Source organism: Ruegeria sp. N11 (genome assembly GCF_056531525.1).
Genome location: NZ_JBQFLX010000004.1, coordinates 120,923 through 141,080, shown reverse-complemented (window position 1 = coordinate 141,080; position 20,158 = coordinate 120,923). Strand labels below are relative to the sequence as shown.

Annotated in this window: 22 protein-coding genes and 1 riboswitch; of the genes, 13 read left to right on the top strand and 9 right to left on the bottom strand. The window is 58.1% G+C overall.

What is annotated here, in order from left to right:
• Window positions 1–3 precede the first annotated feature (3 nt).
• The 6 genes from cphA (at window position 4) to ACR0J8_RS05685 (ending at window position 8,083) form a co-directional block, all read left to right on the top strand.
• A complete protein-coding gene (gene cphA, locus ACR0J8_RS05710; protein WP_480524231.1) occupies window positions 4–2,805 on the top strand; it encodes a cyanophycin synthetase in 2,802 nt (933 codons plus the stop codon).
• 15 nt (window positions 2,806–2,820) lie between these two features.
• On the top strand, window positions 2,821–4,557 hold the full coding sequence (locus tag ACR0J8_RS05705) for a Mur ligase family protein (protein ID WP_480889134.1): 1,737 nt from the start codon (window positions 2,821–2,823) through the stop codon (window positions 4,555–4,557).
• A 108-nt stretch (window positions 4,558–4,665) separates the two neighbouring features.
• A riboswitch (cobalamin riboswitch) is annotated at window positions 4,666–4,868 on the top strand.
• A 101-nt stretch (window positions 4,869–4,969) separates the two neighbouring features.
• Window positions 4,970–5,326 (top strand): DUF1636 family protein, encoded by a 357-nt coding sequence (locus tag ACR0J8_RS05700; RefSeq protein WP_480524227.1) that lies wholly within the window; start codon window positions 4,970–4,972, stop codon window positions 5,324–5,326.
• Window positions 5,323–6,108 (top strand): ABC transporter ATP-binding protein, encoded by a 786-nt coding sequence (locus ACR0J8_RS05695; protein WP_480524225.1) that lies wholly within the window; start codon window positions 5,323–5,325, stop codon window positions 6,106–6,108. Before ACR0J8_RS05700 ends, ACR0J8_RS05695 begins: the two co-directional genes overlap by 4 nt.
• A gap of 18 nt (window positions 6,109–6,126) precedes the next feature.
• Window positions 6,127–7,074 (top strand): ABC transporter substrate-binding protein, encoded by a 948-nt coding sequence (locus tag ACR0J8_RS05690; protein WP_480524224.1) that lies wholly within the window; start codon window positions 6,127–6,129, stop codon window positions 7,072–7,074.
• Between the two features lies 1 nt (window position 7,075).
• Window positions 7,076–8,083 carry an iron ABC transporter permease gene (locus tag ACR0J8_RS05685; RefSeq protein WP_170681002.1) on the top strand — a complete coding sequence of 336 codons (1,008 nt, stop codon included), beginning with the start codon at window positions 7,076–7,078 and terminating at the stop codon, window positions 8,081–8,083.
• Between the two features lie 54 nt (window positions 8,084–8,137).
• On the opposite strand, the gene tcuB is transcribed toward ACR0J8_RS05685, so the two are convergent.
• Genes tcuB through ACR0J8_RS05670 form a run of 3 tightly spaced genes read right to left on the bottom strand, consistent with a single transcriptional unit; the run spans window position 8,138 to window position 11,281 of the window.
• Window positions 8,138–9,205: a tricarballylate utilization 4Fe-4S protein TcuB gene (tcuB, locus tag ACR0J8_RS05680; protein ID WP_480889127.1), complete on the bottom strand. Its 1,068-nt coding sequence runs from the start codon at window positions 9,203–9,205 to the stop codon at window positions 8,138–8,140.
• Complete coding sequence (gene tcuA / locus ACR0J8_RS05675) at window positions 9,195–10,589, bottom strand: FAD-dependent tricarballylate dehydrogenase TcuA (RefSeq protein WP_480524220.1); 1,395 nt, start codon at window positions 10,587–10,589, stop codon at window positions 9,195–9,197. The genes tcuB and tcuA overlap by 11 nt, the downstream gene beginning before the upstream one ends.
• 11 nt (window positions 10,590–10,600) lie before the next feature.
• Window positions 10,601–11,281 carry a GntR family transcriptional regulator gene (locus ACR0J8_RS05670; RefSeq protein WP_480524219.1) on the bottom strand — a complete coding sequence of 227 codons (681 nt, stop codon included), beginning with the start codon at window positions 11,279–11,281 and terminating at the stop codon, window positions 10,601–10,603.
• 122 nt (window positions 11,282–11,403) lie between these two features.
• Between ACR0J8_RS05670 and ACR0J8_RS05665 the strand changes: the two genes are divergently transcribed.
• On the top strand, window positions 11,404–12,423 hold the full coding sequence (locus tag ACR0J8_RS05665) for an AbrB family transcriptional regulator (RefSeq protein ID WP_480524218.1): 1,020 nt from the start codon (window positions 11,404–11,406) through the stop codon (window positions 12,421–12,423).
• On the opposite strand, the gene ACR0J8_RS05660 is transcribed toward ACR0J8_RS05665, so the two are convergent.
• Both ACR0J8_RS05660 and ACR0J8_RS05655 read right to left on the bottom strand, forming a co-directional pair.
• Window positions 12,392–12,934, bottom strand: coding sequence for an NAD(P)-dependent oxidoreductase (locus ACR0J8_RS05660; RefSeq protein WP_480524435.1), 543 nt, complete (start codon window positions 12,932–12,934; stop codon window positions 12,392–12,394). The two genes, ACR0J8_RS05665 and ACR0J8_RS05660, sit on opposite strands and share 32 nt — an antisense overlap.
• Before the next feature lie 3 nt (window positions 12,935–12,937).
• Window positions 12,938–13,081, bottom strand: a complete 144-nt coding sequence (locus ACR0J8_RS05655) for a hypothetical protein (RefSeq protein ID WP_480889124.1) — start codon at window positions 13,079–13,081, stop codon at window positions 12,938–12,940.
• A 48-nt stretch (window positions 13,082–13,129) separates the two neighbouring features.
• Between ACR0J8_RS05655 and ACR0J8_RS05650 the strand changes: the two genes are divergently transcribed.
• Window positions 13,130–13,315, top strand: coding sequence for a sensor histidine kinase (locus ACR0J8_RS05650; RefSeq protein ID WP_480524214.1), 186 nt, complete (start codon window positions 13,130–13,132; stop codon window positions 13,313–13,315).
• A 184-nt stretch (window positions 13,316–13,499) separates the two neighbouring features.
• Here the strand turns inward: ACR0J8_RS05650 and ACR0J8_RS05645 are convergent, their stop codons facing one another.
• Window positions 13,500–14,345, bottom strand: a complete 846-nt coding sequence (locus tag ACR0J8_RS05645; RefSeq protein ID WP_480524212.1) for a LysR family transcriptional regulator — start codon at window positions 14,343–14,345, stop codon at window positions 13,500–13,502.
• An 86-nt stretch (window positions 14,346–14,431) separates the two neighbouring features.
• Between ACR0J8_RS05645 and ACR0J8_RS05640 the strand changes: the two genes are divergently transcribed.
• The 3 genes from ACR0J8_RS05640 (at window position 14,432) to ACR0J8_RS05630 (ending at window position 16,864) form a co-directional block, all read left to right on the top strand.
• The gene (locus ACR0J8_RS05640; protein WP_170807858.1) at window positions 14,432–14,899 is read left to right on the top strand and encodes a cytochrome c; all 468 of its coding nucleotides are present in this window, start codon (window positions 14,432–14,434) and stop codon (window positions 14,897–14,899) included.
• 13 nt (window positions 14,900–14,912) lie between these two features.
• Window positions 14,913–15,821 (top strand): c-type cytochrome, encoded by a 909-nt coding sequence (locus ACR0J8_RS05635; RefSeq protein WP_480889121.1) that lies wholly within the window; start codon window positions 14,913–14,915, stop codon window positions 15,819–15,821.
• A gap of 206 nt (window positions 15,822–16,027) precedes the next feature.
• Window positions 16,028–16,864, top strand: a complete 837-nt coding sequence (locus ACR0J8_RS05630) for a hypothetical protein (RefSeq protein WP_480524208.1) — start codon at window positions 16,028–16,030, stop codon at window positions 16,862–16,864.
• A gap of 75 nt (window positions 16,865–16,939) precedes the next feature.
• Here ACR0J8_RS05630 and ACR0J8_RS05625 read toward each other — a convergent pair whose 3' ends face one another.
• The 3 genes from ACR0J8_RS05625 to ACR0J8_RS05615 form a co-directional block, all read right to left on the bottom strand.
• Window positions 16,940–17,587 carry a response regulator gene (locus tag ACR0J8_RS05625; protein WP_480524206.1) on the bottom strand — a complete coding sequence of 216 codons (648 nt, stop codon included), beginning with the start codon at window positions 17,585–17,587 and terminating at the stop codon, window positions 16,940–16,942.
• Window positions 17,584–18,966, bottom strand: a complete 1,383-nt coding sequence (locus ACR0J8_RS05620; RefSeq protein WP_480889119.1) for a sensor histidine kinase — start codon at window positions 18,964–18,966, stop codon at window positions 17,584–17,586. Before ACR0J8_RS05620 ends, ACR0J8_RS05625 begins: the two co-directional genes overlap by 4 nt.
• Before the next feature lie 124 nt (window positions 18,967–19,090).
• On the bottom strand, window positions 19,091–19,489 hold the full coding sequence (locus ACR0J8_RS05615) for a MerR family transcriptional regulator (protein ID WP_480524202.1): 399 nt from the start codon (window positions 19,487–19,489) through the stop codon (window positions 19,091–19,093).
• A 99-nt stretch (window positions 19,490–19,588) separates the two neighbouring features.
• Here ACR0J8_RS05615 and ACR0J8_RS05610 point away from each other — a divergent pair, with 99 nt between their 5' ends.
• Both ACR0J8_RS05610 and ACR0J8_RS05605 read left to right on the top strand, forming a co-directional pair.
• Window positions 19,589–19,912, top strand: a complete 324-nt coding sequence (locus ACR0J8_RS05610) for a hypothetical protein (protein ID WP_480524200.1) — start codon at window positions 19,589–19,591, stop codon at window positions 19,910–19,912.
• A gap of 4 nt (window positions 19,913–19,916) precedes the next feature.
• Window positions 19,917–20,135 (top strand): GDCCVxC domain-containing (seleno)protein, encoded by a 219-nt coding sequence (locus ACR0J8_RS05605; protein ID WP_480442187.1) that lies wholly within the window; start codon window positions 19,917–19,919, stop codon window positions 20,133–20,135.
• The last annotated feature ends 23 nt before the right edge of the window (window positions 20,136–20,158 follow it).

Here is a 20,158-nt window from a genome sequence, read left to right as displayed (position 1 = left end):
CTTATGAAAATAATCTCTACCAATGTCTTCGTCGGTCCCAACGTCTGGGCAAGTTTTCCGGTTATTCGACACGTCATTGATCTGGGATTGTTGGAAGATTGGCCCTCGGCCCGAATAGGCCCCGAATTCATCGACGCATTGGTCGCGGCCCTCCCCGGCCTTGCCGAGCATGGCTGTTCCTACCGCGAGCCCGGCGGCTTTATCCGCCGTCTGCGCGAGGATGAAGGCACCTGGCTGGGTCACGTGCTGGAACATTGTGCCATCGAGGTTCAGAACGTGGCCGGCACGGATGTGACATTTGGCCGGACGCGGGGCACGGGCGAACCCGGCCAGTACAATATGGTCTACGAATACCGCCAGCGCGACGTGGGACTTGATGCCGGGAAACTGGCCATGCGCCTGCTGATGCACCTGCTGCCGCAAAACCTCAAGGAAGCCCTGGACTATGATTTCGATCCCGATTTCGATTGGGACGACGAGTTGCGCAGCTTTGTTCTGCGTGCCCAGCGCAAGGAATTCGGTCCCTCGACCGGGTCGTTGGTCAAGGCCGCCGAAGAACGTGACATTCCATGGATCCGCCTGAACGAAGGATCGCTGGTTCAGTTCGGGCATGGCAAGTATCAGCGCCGTATTCAGGCGACCATCACGTCCGAGACCAAACATATCTCGGTCGAGATTTCCTGCGACAAGGAAGATACCCACAATCTGCTGAACGATCTGGGCCTGCCGGTGCCGCAACAGCGCATGGTCTATTCGGCCCGCGAAGCCGCGAAAGCAGCTGGCCGGATCGGATTTCCGGTGGTGGTCAAACCGCTGAATGCCAATCACGGCCGCGGAGTATCGATCAATCTGAACTCGGAATCCGAGGTCGAGGCCGGTTTTGCTGAGGCCAAGGAACACTCGCGAAGCCGCGCCATTCTGGTTGAAAGCTTCATTACAGGATTTGATCACCGGATGCTGGTGGTGAACAACAAGCTGGTCGCCGTCGCCAAACGGGTTCCGGGTCATGTGATGGGGGATGGCAAGCATACGATTGCGGAACTGGTCGCTATCGTTAACCAGGATCCGCGCCGGGGCATCGGGCACGAAAAAGTGCTGACCATGCTGGAAATCGACAATCAGGCCAAACGCCTGATGGAAAACGCCGGTGTGACCGAAGAAACCGTTTTGCCGGAAGGAGAGGTTTTCTATTTGCGCTCTACCGCGAACCTGTCCACAGGCGGCACGGCCATCGACCTGACCGATGTGGTTCATCCCGACAACCGCGACATGGCTGAACGCGCCATCATGGCGGTTGGGCTGGATGTAGGCGGCGTCGATTTTCTGATCGACGACATCACCAAGTCCTACAAGGATATCGGCGGCGCGATTGTCGAGGTGAACGCAGCCCCCGGATTCCGGATGCACGTAGCTCCGTCCGAAGGCCAACCGCGCGATGTTGCCGGTCGGGTGATCGACATGCTGTTCCCGGTCGGGGACAAGACACGCATCCCCATTGCGGCAATCACGGGAACCAACGGGAAAACCACAACATCGCGGATGTTGAACCATATCATGAAAACCAGCGGCAAGACCGTTGGCATGACCTCGACTGACGGGGTCTATGTGGATGGCAAGCTGAGCGTCAAGGGCGACATGACCGGGCCCAAGTCGGCCCAGATCGTGCTGCGCGATCCGATGGTCGATTTCGCCGTGATGGAGACCGCGCGTGGCGGGCTGGTGCGTTCGGGCCTGGGCTATCAAAGCTCGAACGTTGCCGCCTGTCTGAACGTATCGGCCGACCATCTGGGGCTGGGTGGCATCAACACGGTCGAAGAGCTTGCCGTGGTCAAACGCGTCGTGGTGGAAAGCGCCACGGATACGGCCGTTCTGAATGCCGACGACATCAACTGCCTGAAGATGGCGGATTATGCCGGGGCAAGTCAGATCTTCTATGTCACGACCAATCCCGGCCACAGTCTTGTGAAAGAACATATCAAGGAAGGCGGCAAGGCCATCGTGCTGGAAAAAGGCATGAACGGCGACATGCTGACCATCTACGACAATGGCCTGCATATCCCCGTGCTCTGGTCGCACCTGATCCCGGCGACACTGGAAGGCAAGGCGATCTTCAACGTGCAGAACGCCATGTTTGCTGCAGCCATGGCCTATAGTTTTGGCGTTGATCTGGACAATATCCGCCACGGGCTGCGGACCTTTGACACCAGCTATTTCCAGGCACCGGGGCGGATGAACGTTTATGACGAACATCCGTTCAAGGTAATCCTGGATTATGGCCACAACCCCGCCGCCCTGAAGGCAATGGCGGCGCTGGCCGACCAGCTAGAGATCAAGGGCCGCAGGCTGTGCGTCGTATCGATGCCCGGTGACCGTCGTGACGAGGACGTCGAGGATGCGGGCGCGGCGCTGGCCGGTCATTTTGACCACTTCATCTGCAAGGCTGACGACCGCCGTCGCGGACGCGGGCATGACGAAATTCCTCAGATGCTGCGGCAGGCGTTGATTGCAGGCGGCACGCCGGATGAGGCGATCACAATCATCCCTGATGAGGTCGAAGCGGTGACGGCGGGTCTTGAAATGGCAGCTCCCGGCGATCTGCTGGTGATATTCGGCGACGACACCACCCGCTGCTGGAAACAGATCATCTACTTCAATTCGGATGGCGACGCGCCCGAAGCTGAAGCGATCGCCAAGCCTGCCCCTGTTGAGACCTCTTTCGAGGACATGTTCGATAGCGATCAGGCCCTGATCCGGGACGAGCGCGGCGTGCGTCTGGCCCGCGAAATCAGCGAAGACGCGGATTGAGCCGAGGGCACCGGAATGGACAGAATTGAAGAGCTTGAGACCGCGCTGACCATCCCCAGCGCGACCAGTGGCGCGTTTCGGGTAGACGATGCGCGCCGGCTGACCGGGCCCGGGTTGCTCTGGGATCACCCGGGCGCAATCATGGACGTCTTTTTTGACCAAGAGCAGTCTTCGCGTGTCATTGAGCTGTGGCAGCATCATGCACGTCGTGTGCTGGATGCGCTCGGCTGGCACCAAGAAAAGCTGACATATCGGGTATTCACCGGCGGCGTGAACCTTGCGATTTCAGCGCCGATGGATCAGCTATATTCAGCGATCTTTGCGGTCCAGACCGCATGGCATTTCTGTGCCGCGGCGCTGGTCGGGGAAACACCCGGCGATTTCGACAAGATGATCGCCAACGTCCGCGACGTCATGGCCAAAGAGGCAAATCCGGCCCTGATCGCCCTGATCCAGGCGGCGTCGGCGCGGGGCGTCGATATCCTGTGTGACGACGACGAGATTTCGATCGGCCACGGGGTCGGAAGCCGGACCTGGGCCTGGAACGCTCTGCCTGCGCCTGATGAAGTCGAGTGGGACGCCTTGCACAACATCCCCGTCGCCTTCATCACCGGAACCAATGGCAAGACCACAACGACCCGGCTGCTTGAGGCGATCGCCCGGGCGGCGGGCAAGGTTGCCGGGCTGACCTCGACCGAGTTTGTCCGCGTCGGCGACGACATCCTCGACCGTGGTGATTATTCCGGCCCCGGCGGAGCGCGCATGCTGCTGCGCGACCGGCGGCTTGAAGTCGCCTGTCTGGAGGTTGCCCGTGGCGGAATCCTGCGCCGGGGTCTTCCAACCCATGCCGCCTCGGCTGCGGCTGTCACAAATGTCGCCAATGATCATCTGGGTCAGTACGGCGTCAACACGGTTCCGGAGTTGGCGCAGGCCAAGTTCGCCGTGCATCGCACCCTTAAGAAAGATGGCGTTCTGGCCCTGAACGCGGATGACCCCTTTGTCCGGGATGAGGCGCTGAACACGTCCTGCAGGATCTGGTGGTTCTCGCTGGACCAGAAAAACGCACTGATCCAACAATCCCGCGAGCAAGGACATTGTTGTGCCTTCCTGCGGGACGAGATGATCGTGTTCTTCGATGGCTCCACGGAACAACCGGTGATTTCGGTTCACGATGTACCGCTCGCTATGGGTGGGGCTGCCAGGTACAATATCCTCAACGCAATGACTGCGCTGTGTCTGGCCTGCGCACTGGATATCCCGATGCAGGCCATTCGCACGGGATTGTCCGGTTTCAAGCCAGACGCCAAAGATAATCCGGGCCGGTGCAACGAGTTTTCCCATAGCGGCGCCCGCGTCTTTGTCGATTTTGCGCATAACCCACATTCGGTCGAAGCGGTGTGCGAGGCTTTGTCCGGACTTCCGGCAAAGCGCCGCTTCATACTGCTAAGCCATGCCGGGGACCGGTCCGATCAGGACATCATCGATGTCACGCAAACGGCATTGCGGTTCCAGCCGGATGTGATCGTCGCTGCCGAGCTTGAGGGTTATCTGCGGGGACGCAACCTTGGTGAGATTCCAAAGCTGATTAAGCAGGCGGCAATGAACAACGGTCTTCGGGATGAGCAGATCCTGAGCGCGCCTTCCCCGGTCGAGGCGAGCAGGACAATACTGGATCAGATCGAACCGGGCGATCTTGCCCTGTTGCTGGTCTTGTCCGAGCGCGAACAGGTTCTGAAACTGCTGGAGAATTGAACCGGCACGCTGAACGCGAGGCACCCGGGCAGTTACCGATGGATGCCGCTCCGCCGCCGAACAGAGTGTCCTGGCAACAATTCTGTATTGACGCATGCCCGGGTCTGAGGCACTTAGCTAGAAGATGGTTCCCGAAGGAAGACCCGAGGGATGAAAAGGGAATACGGTGCGGCCCAGTGGGCCAAGTCCGTAACTGCCCCCGCAACTGTAAGCGGTGAGCGACGCCAAACACCCACTGGCCGAATGGGCCGGGAAGGAAGGCCAAGCAAGGACCCGCGAGTCAGGAGACCTGCCATCAATGTTCAACCAACCCGGGGCGGGGCGCCCTGGAAGGAGGCTTAGATGGCACGTCAGTCACGTGTTTACATGATCAGCACCTTCTGTCCGCGCTTGGCAACAAGTGGAGCGGACCATGTCAGACGCCACTGATCATGTTCTTCTGATCTGTTCGACATGCAACGGTGATTTGTCTGCGGACAAAATACGCTCTTCTTTGTCAGATGCGCTGCCGTCCGCGTTTGCCATTCGCACGGTCGATTGCATGGCCGGGTGTGCGCAGCCGACAACTGTTGGGTTTCAGGCCGCCGGCAAAGCCCAATACCTGTTCGGCGACATCCGGACCCCGCATGACATCGCGGCCTTGGCCGAATTCGCGTTGCAATATCAGAACAGTGCCGATGGATGGACCTGCGCGTCCGACAGGCCGAGCGCGCTTTTTGACAAAACCCTTTCCCGTTTGCCCCGAATGACTTTGGAGGAGCATTCATGACGACCTCTGCATTTCTTGCCGTGCGTGACGTCGAGTACTATGCGCTGAATGGTGATGTACTGCTGCAAGCGGCGTCTTTCGAACTGGAAGAAGGTGCCATCCTTGCAATTGCCGGGCCGAACGGGGCCGGGAAGACGACGCTTCTGAACCTGTTGTGCGGCACAGCCGAACTGGCGCTGGGCGACGTTTTGATCAATGGGCGCAGCCTGAAACACATGCCCGCCAACCAGCGCGCCCGAATGATCGCTGTTGTCAGCCAGCACGAGCTGCCGGATAGCAGATTGTCTTTGCGGGAATATGTGGCCTTGGGGCGAATCCCGATCCGGGCTGACCGGTCGAAAGAGGGCCACGCCGCCGAACTGGACAGGGTTTTGAACCTGACAGGTCTGAGTGATCTGGCGGAAAAACGAATGGGCGTACTTTCCGGGGGCGAACGTCAACGCGCGCATATCGCGCGTGCTCTGGCACAGAACCCTTCACTATTGTTTTTGGACGAACCGACAAACCATCTGGACCCCGACGCCAAGGGGCGGATGCTGTCGCTCGTTGCCGAGTTGGGCATAACGGTGGTCATGATCGTCCACGACCTCGTCATGATCCCCGAATTCGCCACTCACGTGGCCATGATGAAATCCGCGCGGCTCACGGGCTTTGGTCCCGTGGCCGATGTGCTGACCTCGGACCGGGTCCGGGAAACCTTTGGCGTCGACTACCTGTGCTTTCACCATGAGGGCCGCGTGATTCCGGCGCTGGATATCCGAAAAACCTCGGTCTCAAACTAACCCTAGGAGCATCTTTGAATGAAACAGATCTGGTCGGTGGTCCTGACCACAGCCCTGGCAGGCGGTGCGTCGGCACAAGAAATTGCCGTCGACAATTGCGGCAAGTCGCTAGTTTTTGAAACTGCACCCGAGCGGATTGTCGTGCACGATATGAACATGACCGACATGGCCTTTGCGCTGGGTCTGCAAGACAAGATCGTCGGGCTGACCGGCATCACCGGATGGTACAAAACCAGCCCGGAATTCGATACGCTGCGCGGCGATATTCCCGAGCTTGCGCCCAAATACCCAACGGTCGAGAACCTTGTGGCCGTCGAACCCGACATGTTCTTCGCGGGCTGGTATTACGGGATGAAGCCGGGCGGAGACGTGACACCTGACACGCTGGAACCCTTTGGCATCAAAACCTTGATCCTGTCCGAAAGCTGCGTGCATCTGGACAAGGACCGCCCCGAAGCCAGCATGAACCTGCTGTTTGATGACGTTCTGCGACTGGGCGAGGTCATGCAGGTCGAAGACAAGGCGAAGGAACTGGTTGATGGTTGGAAAGAAGAACTGACCGAGATCGAAACCCGGACCGCCGATCTGCCCAAACCGCGCGTTTTCCTGTTGGATGGTCCGGCTGATGCGCCCTTCACCGCGGGCAAGTTTGCCATTCCCGATGCGATAATTTCCGCAGCGGGCGGTGAAAACGTGACCCATGACATGGATACAAGCTGGGGCCGCACCTCGTGGGAAACGGTAGCGGCCGCCAACCCCGAATTTCTGGTGCTGCTGGATTACCAAACCGGCAACGGCGCCGAGGATACCTTCAAATTTCTGCAGGAGCATCCGGTTATGTCCCAGACAGATGCTGTCAAGAATGAAGCCTGGATTGGCCTGCGGTACGAGGAACTGACCCCGGGACCGGCAAATATCGAGGCGATCCTGAAAATGGCGCAGGCCATGCATCCGGATCTCAACTGATATGGGCCGACTCGGCCTGACACTTCTGCTGGGGGCGGTCGTTCTGGCCGCCCTTTTGCTGATCTCAACCATCTACGGCACCACATCCATTCCGGTTTCCGACACGTTCACCGCTGTCTTGCTGGGAACCGGTCTGAGTGACGGGGACATGTCGCCTTTGCACCGGATCGTGTTTGATTTGCGCCTGCCGCGCGCCCTGTTCGCGGCCGTAATCGGCGCCGGGTTGGGCATCGTCGGCGTGGTCCTGCAAACCACAACGCGCAACGATCTTGCTGATCCGTTCCTGTTCGGCCTGTCCTCGGGTGCGGCGGCCGGCGCCGTGTTTGTGATCACCGTGACCGGCGACGTGCTGGGCTTTTGGACCCTGCCGTTGGCCGCGTTCTGCGGCGGGCTTGTGGCGTCGGGCATCGTGCTGGCGCTGGTTCACGGTTTACGCACAAGCGCGCCCGAAAAACTGATCCTGGCCGGGCTTGCGGTTTCGTTCCTGTTCTCGGCCATCACCAACTACCTGATTTTTGCAGGCGACAGCCGCGCCGCGCATTCCGTGATTTTCTGGATGCTGGGCGGTCTGGGCCTGGCCCGCTGGGAGACGTTTCCGCTGGTCTGCGCAGGCCTGCTTCTGATCCTGAGCTTTTCTCTCTACCGCAGCCGCTGGCTCGACGCGCTGCTGACCGGCGATCTTACTGCCTCCACCCTCGGCGTACCCGTGCGCGGACTGCGGTTCAGCATGTTCTTTGTTGCGGCGCTGGCAACGGCGGTGTTCGTCTCGGTCGCCGGTGTCATCGGTTTCGTCGGTCTGATGGTCCCCCACATCGCCCGCGGAATCGCGGGGCCGCTGCATGGCCATCTGCTGCCGACCGCAGCTCTCGTCGGCGCGGCATTGCTGACGGGCTCGGATATTATCAGCCGTTTGTTGCTGGCCCCGCAGGAATTGCCTGTCGGGATCGTGACAACCTCAATCGGATCGGCGTTCGTGTTCCTGCTCCTGTTCAGGACCAGAGCCCGCTGACCGGACCCTTTCCACCTTCGATCCAGGGCGCAAGCAGCGGCTGGTGCGAACCATTTATGTGCCGCGCTTCCTCTGTGCATCTCTGATAAGTGCGGCGAGGCGATAGAACCCATGTGCCATCTTGGTATAGGGCATCAGCAGGAAGAAGGTCAGAACCGACCCCAGATGGATGGCCAGAAGTGCGGGCATCACTGTGGTCGAGCCGAGCACGTAAAGGACAAGGCCGCTGAGGCCAACAAACCCCAGCAACAGGATAAAGCCCATTTCTCCGCCCCACGCGGAGGTGTCGCCAAGGTCACGATCGGATTTCTGCTTCAACATGACCATGCCGCCACAGCCGATGGTCAACAGGATACCGCCTGAGACGCCAAGCAGCTTGGGTAATGACCAGAATCCGTAGGGTGCATGCAGGCCAAAGCCGTAATGCATCACTGTCGCAACCGAGGTTGAGGCAAAGCAAAGCAGGAACCCATACATGATCGCCTGATGCACGTGTCGGCGGGCCTGGCTGAACCGGTCTTCATCTTCGAAATTGCAGCCTTCGCCGTGGCCGGCGGCAAGATCCTGCATCGTTCCGGCGCGTTTGAACGCCGCCGTCAGATCGGCCCATTGGATCGGTTTTCCGTCAACCGCACGCCAATAGCGGCGCAAGCTGATGGCGATGCTGAACAGCGGCAGCAGGAAGGCGGGCATAAAGATCGCCACCATCGCTTTGTGGGAAAGAGCCGCATAGAAACCGTCGCCGCCAGAAGACCCGATTGCCCGGACCGCCCAAAACAGCGCGGCAAAACCGAGGACCAGCGCAAGCACAATTGCCCCTCCTTGGGTGTGGAAGCGACGCGCCAAAGGCTGGGGCCAGGCGAAGCTTTCCCAACTGTCACGGCGCACCTCGGCCAAAGCAGCAGGCAGGTTCAGATCAAACTCGTGCGGGGCGGTGTACTGGCAGGCATAATAGCAACCCCTGCAATTGTGACAGAGGTTGGCGAGTTGGGTGATGTCGCCATCCGAGAACGCGCGCTCGGCGTGCAATGACGGGAAAACCGAGCAGTAACCCTCGCAATACCGGCAGGCATTGCAAATCTCGGTCTGACGGCGGGCATCCTGTATCAGTTCAGTTTGCATGAGCGGCGGCCTCACGTCCTGCTATGCGTCCGAACACCGTTCCAATGGTCATGCCGAACCCGGCCAGATACCCCTGCCCCAGGATCGATCCCGCCATGGTTTCTCCGGCCGCCCAAAGGTTCCTGATCTTGCCGTTAGGGGTTGAACACTGTGCCGTCTCGTCGACCTTGAGCCCCAGATAGGTGAAGGTCACACCGGTGCGCAGCGAGTAGCCATAGAACGGCGGTTCCGAGATTGGGCGGGCCCAGTTTGTCTTTGGTGGTGTCAGGCCGGATGTGGAAACTCCGTCCAGCTCGGTTGGATGGAAGCCGCTGCCGTCGCCACAGGCGGCATTGAATTCGGCGACCGTTGCCTTCAGCTTTCCGGCAGGCAAGTCCATTATGTCGGCCAGTTCATCCAGAGTATCAGCCTGAAGCGGCGGGAAAACAGACGGCATGAACAGGTTCAGCGATTTGGCGTCGATGATCACGTAGCCCACCTGTTCCGGCTGGGCCGCCACCAGACGACCCCAGATCGCGTAGCGCTTGGGCCAGACATCCTCGCCCTCGTCATAGAACCGCTCGGCGTTCTTGTTCACGACGATGGAGAACGGCACGCAGTCAAGACGGGTGACAATGCCACCGTCAAACTTGGGCGCGCGTCCGTCGATCGCAACGGCGTGGCATTGGGTCGGGTCGCCGACGCTATCGACACCCTGATCCAGCAGATCGGCCAGCACCACACCGCGGTTATAGGGCGTACCACGGATCAGGAAGTTTTGCGCCGCCGGTCCCCAGGCACGGGTCAGCCAATCGGTGTCGGCCTGAAACCCGCCCGAGGCAACAATGATCGCCTTCGGTGCGATGCGGTGGGACTGCCCCTCGCAGGTATAGTCGACCCATTCGACCCTGTCGCTATTCAGTTCCAGATGGGTGACGGCAGCCTCGTACAACACTTCAACGCCCAGCCCTGCCGCAGTCCTGTAATACGCATTGACCAGGGACTTGCCACCACCCATGAAAAACGCATTGGTTCGCGCCAGCGACAGGGTCCCCGAAAGCGACGGCTGGAACCGGACCCCGTGTTCTTCCATCCAAGGCAGGCATTCCTCGGAAGTGCGGATCGCCAGCCGTGCGAGACGCTCGTCAGTTTGTCCGTCGGTCACCTTCAAAAGATCGGACAGGTATTCGTCCTCGCCATACGCTTCGACAAGCGGACCCAGAGGGCCCGAATGCATACAGCGAAAGTTGCGGGTGTGACGCGAGTTTCCACCGCGATAGGGTTTCGGCGCTGCCTCCAGGATCAGAACACGGGCTCCCGCCTCAGCTGCCGTCATCGCGGCGCAGAGGGCGGCATTTCCCCCGCCGATCACTGCAATATCATAAGCTTCGGTCTGAGGGGCCATTTCCGGTTGTCCTATTGGCCTTGATCGCTGGTGCGATCTCGTTCCTGCAATGCGCGAATGCGCATGCGTTGCGCAGCCTGGATATGCGCTCGCATTTCCGTCTCGGCCGCCGCCCCGTCACGTGTTTTGAGGGCGGCCATGATACGGCGATGTTCGGCCACGGCAGCCTCAGCCCGATCGCTGTCCAGCAGTTGCGATGGGCCAAGGATCAACAAAGCCTTTTGCAAGGACAGCATGGATTTTGCCAGAAACCGGTTCTTGGCCGCATCCAGTAGCGTTGCGTGAAAAATCCGGTTGATCCTCGCCGCATCCGGACCTGTTCCCGCCTCGGCCAGACGCTCATTCAAAACCTCAAGCTCGTCCAGTTCCACGTCCGACGCGGCCCGCGCAGCAAGGCGCGCTGCAGTGCCTTCAAGCACGGCGCGCATCTCGTACAGTTCCATGACCTCGGCGTAATCCAGGCTGCGGACCGTCGCGCCCAATCGCGGGACATGCGTGACCAACCCGTCGGCCTCAAGCTGACGGATGGCTTCGCGGACCGGCGTTCGGCTGACGCCAAGCCGATCGGACAGCTCAATCTCCCGCAGTCGGTCACCAGGCAACAACGACCCTTCGCGGATCTCGTCCAGCAATCTCTGATAGGCAGAGCTGCCTTGCGGGCCGGGCAGTAATGGGTCGTCCTGAATAGTCATAACACTCACACTTGCATATTGCGTCCATTTGTATACATTTGGATACATAGCGAGTCAACAGCGTCGGAAACCAACCTTTGTCCACCCCAGGAAACCAGACTTCGCTGTTCGTGAAGCGGTCGATGACCCTTGGCCTCGCGCTGTTCGGCACCGCGATCTTTTGGGCGCTGGACCTGCCGCTGCCGTTTTTGTTCGGCCCAATGACCGCTTGCCTGATTGCGGCACTGGCCCACGCACCAATGGAAGGGTTTGGTCAGGTTTCTGTCGCAGCCCGGACCATTCTGGGTGTCGCTGTTGGTGCCTCGATCACGCCTGCCCTGTTCGCCGAACTGCCCAAGATGGCGGCATCGATCATGCTAATCCCCTTCTTCATCATTCTGATCGCGCTGGTCGGGGTTCCGTTCTTTCGCAAAGTGTGGGGGTTCGATGAGAAAACCGCATTCTACGCCGCAATGCCGGGCGGATTGCAGGATATGATCATCTTCGGGACCGAAGCCGGCGCCGATCCACGCACCCTGTCGCTGATTCACGGTACACGCGTTCTGATTATTGTTACTTTGGCACCGCTGTTTCTGACAGTGTTCTACGATGCTGAACTGACCAACCCCATCGGGCAGCCCGCAAGCAATCTGCCGGTGCACGAAATTCTGCTCATGGTTCTGGCCGCCTTGGTCGGCTGGAAAGGCGGAGAGCGAATTGGCCTGTTCGGCGCATCCATCCTCGGGCCGATGATCCTGACCGCTGCTCTGTCCTTGGGGGATTTCATCCACTCCCGTCCTCCGCGTGAAGCTATTCTGGCTGCGCAGTTCTTCATAGGGTGCGGGATCGGAGTGAAATTCGTTGGCGTCACATGGGGCGAATTGCGCCGCGTCGTTGCCGCCGGCGTTGCCTATGTCGTTGTTCTTGCAATCTTGGCTGCGGGTTTTACGGCTGTTGTCACCACACTCGGGCTGGGTCACCCTGTCGAGGCGTTCCTTGCTTTTGCACCCGGAGGTCAGGCCGAGATGACTGTGCTGGCCATTGTTTCAGGCGCGGATTTGGGATTCGTGATCACTCATCACCTGACGCGGATTGTGCTGGTTATCATTGGCGCGCCCATCGCGGCCAATCTTATTTTGCGCTGGTCCAGACCTCGGGATTGATCATATGGATCGGAGCGCCTTCGGCAAAGGCGTTCACCTGATCAAAGATATCCGCAAATTGCAGGTCAAACTCATCTTCGGTCACCAAACCGATATGCGGCGTTGCGATCAGGTTGGGATGCGACAGCAACGGGTCGTCAGGATCGGTCAGCGGTTCGGTGTCAAACACGTCAATTGCCGCATTTCCGGGGCGGCCGTTATTGAGCGCTTGTAACAGCGCGCCGGGTTCGATCAGACCGGCCCGCGACGTGTTCACAAACAGCGAACCGGGCTTCATCGCCTGTAAGTCGGCTGCCGTGATGATACCGCGGGTGTCCGGTTTCAGGCGCACATGGATCGAAACGACATCGCTGCCGGAAAAAAACGCCTGTCGGCTGGATGCGACCGCCGCACCATCGGCGGCTGCGCGGGCGCGGCCATCTTCAGACGACCACCAAACAACGCTCATGCCAAACGCCTCGGCATAGCCCGCAACGGCCCGGGCAATACGCCCATAGCCATAAAGGCCCAGTTGTCACCCGCGCAGTGTCTTGCCGACCCCGGATTGCCAGCGCCCTGCCTTGACCGATTCCATTTGCGCCGGCAGGTTCCGCATTCCGGCCATGGTCAGCGCCCAGGTCAGTTCAGCAGCAGCGTAAGACGGCGTGCCCGCGTGCATGTTCGAACAGAGCAGCACTATGTTGTCAGTACATGCCTGAACGTCCACATGCGGATAGACCCCGACCAAAGCGAAGCAGCTTTTGGGCGATTTTCACAACTGGAGCACTCCGAAGGCAGCGGGCTGGGCCTGTCCATCGTTGCCGCCGTCGCACAGCGTCACGGTGGGCAGGTTTCAATCAACAAAGCCGCGCGTGGCGCAAGTCTTACGCTCGAGTTTCCTTGTGTTCCGTAAACTCTGACCGGGTTTCAACGTTGCCCACCCTGCCCATCTAACTGGTCCATTTCATCACCGGACATGGTTCTATCGAGATGATGATTTAAGGCACAGACGCGTGTTGGCCCCGCGTAAACGCGGTAGTTCTTAGTATGGCTGTTCTGCCGAAAAGATGGCCGCAGTACTTCTTTTCGGTATGATGTCAACGTGCCAGTGCTTTGGGTAACCGTCCAGCCAACGCCCGCTGAACGACGGCAAACCTCGGGGTGTGCGCGATTTCCTCAAGTGTCGCGACCCAGAGCGGAACCTCAAAATCCGGAACCGCGTCGTCCGACTTGCGAAGCCGGGCGTCCGCGTCGCCAATGAATGTGGGCAGAAAGGTCTTGCCCACGCCCGAAGCCGCCATCTGCTGGAGGACCAGAAAACTGTCTGCTCCGTTGGTTATATCGTCAGCATTCACGTGTTCCGCCATCCAGTTAGCCGGGAGAGAGCGGCTTAATGCGCCATCAAGCCTCATCCATTTTTGATCTGGGGAACCATCATCATAAACTCCGAACGACAATGTACCCGAGCGTTCCCCAACCAGACCTTCCCCAAGCTGAACCGACGGCCGTACTGCGATATCTGCAGTCAACCGGGGCAGATCATGGTGGCTGTTTCCACTCAACAAAGTCAGTTCCAAGCCGGGGTAAAGATTTGAAATATCAGTCAGTATTTTTGGCAGCACAAGCTGGCAGAGGCTGTCAGTGGATGCAATGCGCACGCGACCGACAGGGGACCGGTTTGCACCCACAATTGCCCGCTCCACCGAAAGGACCGCGTCTTCAACGCCTTCCATGGCAGAAAGAACTGCTCGGGCCTCGGGGAGCGCGCAATATCCCGACGGGCTTTTCTGAAAGATAGTGCAGCCATTTCGCTGTTCGAACGCGGCCACTCTGCGCAGGACCGTTGCATGTGTGACACCCAAGGCAGACGCCGCTGCATTCAACGATCCGTATTTGGTGACGGCAAGCGCGTATCGGATATCATCCCAATTGTCGTTGTTCATAAATTAACAGGGGACGACGAATAACAAACAATTACAAGAAAATTCGTTCAAGCTAACATTCGGTGTATTCAACAGGGAGAAATACCATGAAGAAGAAAATTACGATTTTCGCGGCAGGTCTTTTGTCGGTAGCCGCAATAGGAACAGCCATCGCCCAGGAAAGTCAGAACCCGGCTGTAAAAGCTCGGACCTCAATCATGAAGCTTTATGCCTTTAATCTGGAAACACTCGGCGGAATGATAAAGGGAGAGGTGGAATACGATGCCGAGGCGGCAACTCGGGCTGCCAACAATATTGTCGTTCTGACGCAGATCGATCAATCCGCAATGTGGCCGGCTGGTTCCGACAATGCGTCCGACCCAGCCACCCGTGCCCTGCCCGCCATCTGGGAGAACTTTCCCGACGTCGGAACAAAGGTGCAGGCTGTGGCTGACGCCGCCGTTGCGATGCAGGCTGCGGCAGGACAAGATGTAGAAGCCGTGAAAGCGGCGATGGGACAATTGGGCGGAGCCTGTACGGCATGTCACAAGGCATACAGAGCGCCAGAAAACTGATGAGGCACTGAAGGTGCGGCGTTTCTTGCGATTGGCCGCTGGTGTCGTGATTTTAGTCGGGTTGGCTGGTGTACTGCTGACCCGACCGCAAAGAGTGGATCCGGCGCAACTGAATGATGTCACCGCCGATCTCGTCAGAGGTGAGGCTGTTTTCTATGCAGGCGGATGTGCATCCTGTCACGCGGCGCCGGATGCCACCGGAGAGGAGAAGCTTAAACTCGCCGGAGGGCGTCGGTTTGAAACGGGTTTTGGCACATTCATAGCCCCCAACATTTCCAGTGATCGGGAAGCCGGAATTGGGTCCTGGTCTGCGCTGGATCTGGCCAACGCCCTGCTTCATGGCACGGGTCCCGAGGGGCAACATTATTACCCGGCTTTTCCTTATACGTCTTATGCCAACATGACCTTGGAGGATGTTGCGTCTCTCCATGCCTTCCTCGGCACCCTGCCAGCTGTCGCCGTGGAAAGTAACGCGCATGAGGTCGGCTTTCCATTCAGCATTCGACGCGGGCTGGGGGGATGGAAGCTTTTGTACCTGAAGCCAGGTTGGGTGGTTGAAGGCGACCTGACGGACCAACAAGCCCGAGGCCGATATCTGGTCGAGGCGTTAGGACACTGCGCTGAATGCCACACACCGCGAAATTCCTTCGGTGGTCTGCAACGTGATCTGTGGCTGGCAGGCGCGCCAAACCCAAGCGGCAAGGGTCGCATCCCCGGCCTGACCGCCGACCAGCTTGATTGGTCTGAAGCTGACATAGCGGAATACCTGAGATCCGGTTTCACACCGGACTATGACAGCGCGGGTGGTGAAATGGCGGAGGTCATCGAGAACACATCACAGCTTACAGATGACGACCGCTTGGCGATTGCCGCCTATCTCAAAGCCGTTTCCCTGCCGTCCGCTGCGCCTGTGCCGGAGTAACTGCCGTTCGAGGAAATGGGTCTTTGGTATCGGGAAACCGCCCCTGTGATGCGCCCCGAAACTGACGGTGGTTCAAAAGGCCACAGGATCTTGGCTAAGACGTTCGGCTTGAAAATCGTCAGACCTAAGCCCGATGTGGGAAGGCCCGACCAAGGGTAGCCTGTCTTCAGTATCAAAAAACGCGTCAAACGGCATTGGAGGCGGATATGAAAGCCCAAAAAAAGTTAGGTCAACTTCTAAGCACAGTGGCATTGGCTTCGTTGATTGCAGCGACGCCTTACGTGCCAAAGTTTGACGCAGACGGTCGCCTTCAGTTTGAACCGGTCTACGCGTTCGCCAAAAGCGGCAAGGGCAAAGACGGGGATGATCGCGACGATGACCGGGACGACAACTCGGGATCGGGAAACAGCGGCCGTGGTGGTGACCGCGACGATGGTCGCGACGACGACCGAGATGATGATCGCGACAATGACAGGGATGACGATCGTGACGACGACCGGGATGATGATCGTGACGACAATTCAGGATCGGGCAAAAGCGGTCGTGATGATGATGATGACGATGATGATGACTCAAAGCGCTCCAACAGGGGCAGCGGTAAAAAGGATCGGTCTCAGACCGGCGGCAGACCAACAGGTTCGGCCGGGATAACGAAGGTTGAGACAAATGCGAGCGGCATCGAAGTTCGTTACGCCGACGGAACCAAGGAAGAGATCGAAAACGGTCGCTATGAAAGAAAGAATGCGCAAAACCGAACCGTCGAGGAGCGTCCCGCGACTGGTGCCGACGTCTCACGACTGCGGTCTTTGGCGAACGGCATCTCAATCAACAACGTACGCTCAAGTGGCCAAGGCGGCGCATCTGGCAGTCGCCCCACGAAAATTGAACGCCAAGGCGACAACATCGAAGTGAACTACGCCAATGGGTGGAAAGAAGAGATCGAGTTTGGGCGCTATGAACTGAAAGATCCGTTCAACCGGACTGTTGTTGAAAGAAACGCAACCGCCTCGGATCGACGCAGATTGCAGGCAATCGCAAATTAAACGGCGCTCCTGGCAGAAGTACCCCAGGCGGTCTCTCATAAGCAGAGACCGCCTTATTCATCGAAGACACGGCGATTAGTCTCCTCTGTTCCAAGCATCGTGCGCTATCAAAGCGGCCTCCACCCGATTTCGCGCGTGAAGCTTGGACAAGATCGCCGTCATGTAATGCTTCACGGTTTTCTCCTGAAGACCCAGCCCTACGGCGATTTCCCTGTTGCTCAACCCCTTGGCCACATGGCGCAGGATTTCCTCCTCGCGATGCGTGAGATCATTCAGGATGTCTCTGTTTTTGCGGGCACCGTTTTCGCTGTTGATCTTAAGCAGCACGCGTGAGGCCAGACCCGGCGAGACAAACCCTTCGCCCGCAGCAATGCTGCGCAGAGAAGCTGTCAGCTCGCTCGCTGTCACGCCCTTGACAATGTACCCTATGGCTCCGGCTTCCAGTGCATCCGCAATGTCACTGCTGTTTTCCGAGACCGTCAGGATCGCAATGAAGGGTGGGTTTGTCATTGCCGCAATCATGCGTGTTGCGCTTATCCCGCCTCCCGGCATCGAGAGGTCAAGAATGGCGATGTCTGGCTGATGCAATCCGACGAGCGCTATCGCCTCTTCCGAACTTGAACCGGCGGCGAGAACCTCGAACCCGTCGGCCTCATCCAAGGTACGCTGCAGGCCGTCCCTGAAAATCGGATGATCATCCGCTATAACGACAGATGTGGTCATAATGCACTCATCTTTCTGGGAAATAATGTCATTGCTATTGTGGTGCCGTTGCCGGGGCGCGACGATACACTGAACCTGCCACCAATGCTCTCGACCCGATCTCGCAGGCCCAATAATCCCTGCCCTCCATCGTCGCGCAAAACGGTTTCGTCCGAAGTGTCAAAACCGGGTCCGTCGTCGCTGACCTGAATGACGATGCGGTCACTTTGCACTTCACTGGTGACGGTGCATCGCGAACCCGGGGCATATCTTGCTGCATTGGAGAGCGTTTCCTGCAAAAACCGAAAAACACACAACTTGTCCGACAGTGACAATTCCGGCGACTGGCGACCCTGAAACGAAATCTCCGGCCGCAGCGGGCTGTGTTCCGAGTGATCTTCAACGGCCCTCTTCACGACATCGATGAGAGCAAGATTGTCGATGTCCGGAGCCGACAGCCCCCGCGACAATGCACGAATTTCTGCAAGGGACTTCTGCAAGGATTGATGAATTTCTTCGGCCTCTTTGGGCTTGGCAGACCCTTCGGGAAACGCTGCTTCCAATCGAAGGGCAGCCAGAGACAGGTACTGAGCGGGACCATCATGCAGTTCGGCACCAAGCTTCTTGAGAAACCGATCCGTCTGCGTGGCATATCTTTCCGACGCTTCGACGACACGTGACCGCAACTGGGCGTTCTGCTCGGCCATCTGTTCGCTTTCTGCAAGGCGCTTTTCCAGAAGACGCCCCTGTCGCTGAATTGTGTTGTCACCAATTGCAACAATCGAAAACAACACGATCGTGCTGGCCACAAATGCCGAGCCGACAACCAACCAGCTTGTTCTTCTTGCCTTGGCAAGGTCCAGTTCCAGTTGATCAGCCCTTTCGTAGAACTCCGCAACCGCAATGATTTCACCGGACCAAAGCTCGCGAATGGGGCTGTACACTTCAAGTAAAGGTATCCCAAGGGCCGCTTCGGCGGCGCTTTCGGCATGATCAAGCTCTTCAAAAGAGCCGGAGATTTTTCCGCCCCAAGCTTGCTTCAGATCGTCGGTCAGGCTGAACCGGCTGCCAATTATCGCAGTATCCGAGGCGTGGGCGATGACACCTCCTTGTTTCCAGAATTTGTAGGAAATAACGCGGTCGCGCATTGGCTGGGTCATGAATATCTCGTCCAGTGCCCGGCTTGCCTGCTCCGAAATTCGGTCGCCGTGCGCCAATTCCTGACTGAGGGGGGAAACGATGCTTTCCATATAAAGCGCGGCAGAGTTGGCGGAATTCTGGACGACAGCATTCTGAATTCGATTTGACACCCAGACCCCAACTATCGCGGTCGCAGTGCCCATCACAGCAATGCTGGCCGCAAGAAAAACTCGCGACAGCGACCAATTGCCAATTGTCAAGTCAGCTATTTTTCCTCTCATTGTGAAATCGACTATGAACTACAATCTCTTACCGCACCACAGACCTTGGTCTGACGTGAAATGTCGGCTACTCGAAACCCAGGTTCTGACCCAGAAGCCCACGTCAGGTGTCTTCCATCTTTCTCAGTCTTTGCAGCATCGGGCAGTGAACGTTGCCACTATCACAATTGGCTGTAAGCTCTTTCAAGGCGCGCTCCAGGCGTTTGAGTTCATCAGTCTTGCTACGAACACTGACAATGTGAGCCTCGGCTAATTCTTTGACTGATCGGCAGTCATCGGTACTTCCCTCTGACAGTTCCAAAAGCGCCTTGGCGTCTGAAAGCGGAAACCCCAGGTCACGGCACTTCTTCAGAAAGCGAAGTCTTCCGACATCGTTCGCTGAATAGAGGCGGCGATTGTTCAGAGCTCGCGCGGGTCTTGGTACGATACCTTCGCGTTCGTAATAGCGGATGGTTTCTATTCTGACACCGCTTTGCCGGGAAGCCTCTCCTATCGCAATCATGTGAATTGACCCCTCTTGATCCTGTAGTCGCTACAGGAGTTATACAATCTGACAGTTGGTGCCTCAACTCGATCAAATTGAATACCCACGGAGTGAAACATGAAGAAATACGTGATCCTAAGCTACCTTGGATCGGCTTCTGCTCTGGGCGTCGCAACATGCTGTGTTCTTCCAATGGCCGTGATGTTGCTGGGCTTGGGAGGCAGCTGGTTGGCGGTATTCGGAAAAATTGCTGCGGGAAGTTATTACGTTCTCGCCATCTCAACAGCGCTGGTCGCGATTGGGTGGTTTCTATCTCATCGAAACAGGGCCTTGGGGCAGTTGAAGTGGTGGCTAGCAGGAAGCTCGTTGATCACCGCACTGGCATGGGTCATCGTGTTCAAAGAGGCTCAGATCAACGACTATCTAATCATGAAGATGTGAGACAATGACGAAACAAACCGTGGTGCTCGACAGTACTCTGACTTGCCCTGAATGTGGGCACGTCGAAACCGAGAAAATGCCAACAGACTCCTGCCAGTGGTTCTATGAATGCAAGTCATGCAAGGCCGTTTTGAAGCCGCTGGAGGGCGATTGCTGTGTATTCTGCTCTTACGCGACGGTCCCATGTCCGCCAATCCAGTTGGGGGATGACTGCTGCAGTTAGTATCGCATATGGGGCGGCAACTC

Excerpts from the sequence above, each read along its gene's own strand:
- cphA (WP_480524231.1), top strand. The coding sequence starts at position 4 with ATGAAAATAATCTCTACCAATGTCTTCGTCGGTCCCAACGTCTGGGCA.
- ACR0J8_RS05705 (WP_480889134.1), top strand. The coding sequence starts at position 2,821 with ATGGACAGAATTGAAGAGCTTGAGACCGCGCTGACCATCCCCAGCGCG.
- ACR0J8_RS05700 (WP_480524227.1), top strand. The coding sequence starts at position 4,970 with ATGTCAGACGCCACTGATCATGTTCTTCTGATCTGTTCGACATGCAAC.
- ACR0J8_RS05695 (WP_480524225.1), top strand. The coding sequence starts at position 5,323 with ATGACGACCTCTGCATTTCTTGCCGTGCGTGACGTCGAGTACTATGCG.
- ACR0J8_RS05690 (WP_480524224.1), top strand. The coding sequence starts at position 6,127 with ATGAAACAGATCTGGTCGGTGGTCCTGACCACAGCCCTGGCAGGCGGT.
- ACR0J8_RS05685 (WP_170681002.1), top strand. The coding sequence starts at position 7,076 with ATGGGCCGACTCGGCCTGACACTTCTGCTGGGGGCGGTCGTTCTGGCC.
- tcuB (WP_480889127.1), bottom strand. The coding sequence starts at position 9,205 with ATGCAAACTGAACTGATACAGGATGCCCGCCGTCAGACCGAGATTTGC.
- tcuA (WP_480524220.1), bottom strand. The coding sequence starts at position 10,589 with ATGGCCCCTCAGACCGAAGCTTATGATATTGCAGTGATCGGCGGGGGA.
- ACR0J8_RS05670 (WP_480524219.1), bottom strand. The coding sequence starts at position 11,281 with ATGACTATTCAGGACGACCCATTACTGCCCGGCCCGCAAGGCAGCTCT.
- ACR0J8_RS05665 (WP_480524218.1), top strand. The coding sequence starts at position 11,404 with ATGACCCTTGGCCTCGCGCTGTTCGGCACCGCGATCTTTTGGGCGCTG.
- ACR0J8_RS05655 (WP_480889124.1), bottom strand. The coding sequence starts at position 13,081 with ATGCACGCGGGCACGCCGTCTTACGCTGCTGCTGAACTGACCTGGGCG.
- ACR0J8_RS05650 (WP_480524214.1), top strand. The coding sequence starts at position 13,130 with ATGCGGATAGACCCCGACCAAAGCGAAGCAGCTTTTGGGCGATTTTCA.
- ACR0J8_RS05645 (WP_480524212.1), bottom strand. The coding sequence starts at position 14,345 with ATGAACAACGACAATTGGGATGATATCCGATACGCGCTTGCCGTCACC.
- ACR0J8_RS05640 (WP_170807858.1), top strand. The coding sequence starts at position 14,432 with ATGAAGAAGAAAATTACGATTTTCGCGGCAGGTCTTTTGTCGGTAGCC.
- ACR0J8_RS05630 (WP_480524208.1), top strand. The coding sequence starts at position 16,028 with ATGAAAGCCCAAAAAAAGTTAGGTCAACTTCTAAGCACAGTGGCATTG.
- ACR0J8_RS05625 (WP_480524206.1), bottom strand. The coding sequence starts at position 17,587 with ATGACCACATCTGTCGTTATAGCGGATGATCATCCGATTTTCAGGGAC.
- ACR0J8_RS05615 (WP_480524202.1), bottom strand. The coding sequence starts at position 19,489 with ATGATTGCGATAGGAGAGGCTTCCCGGCAAAGCGGTGTCAGAATAGAA.
- ACR0J8_RS05610 (WP_480524200.1), top strand. The coding sequence starts at position 19,589 with ATGAAGAAATACGTGATCCTAAGCTACCTTGGATCGGCTTCTGCTCTG.
- ACR0J8_RS05605 (WP_480442187.1), top strand. The coding sequence starts at position 19,917 with ATGACGAAACAAACCGTGGTGCTCGACAGTACTCTGACTTGCCCTGAA.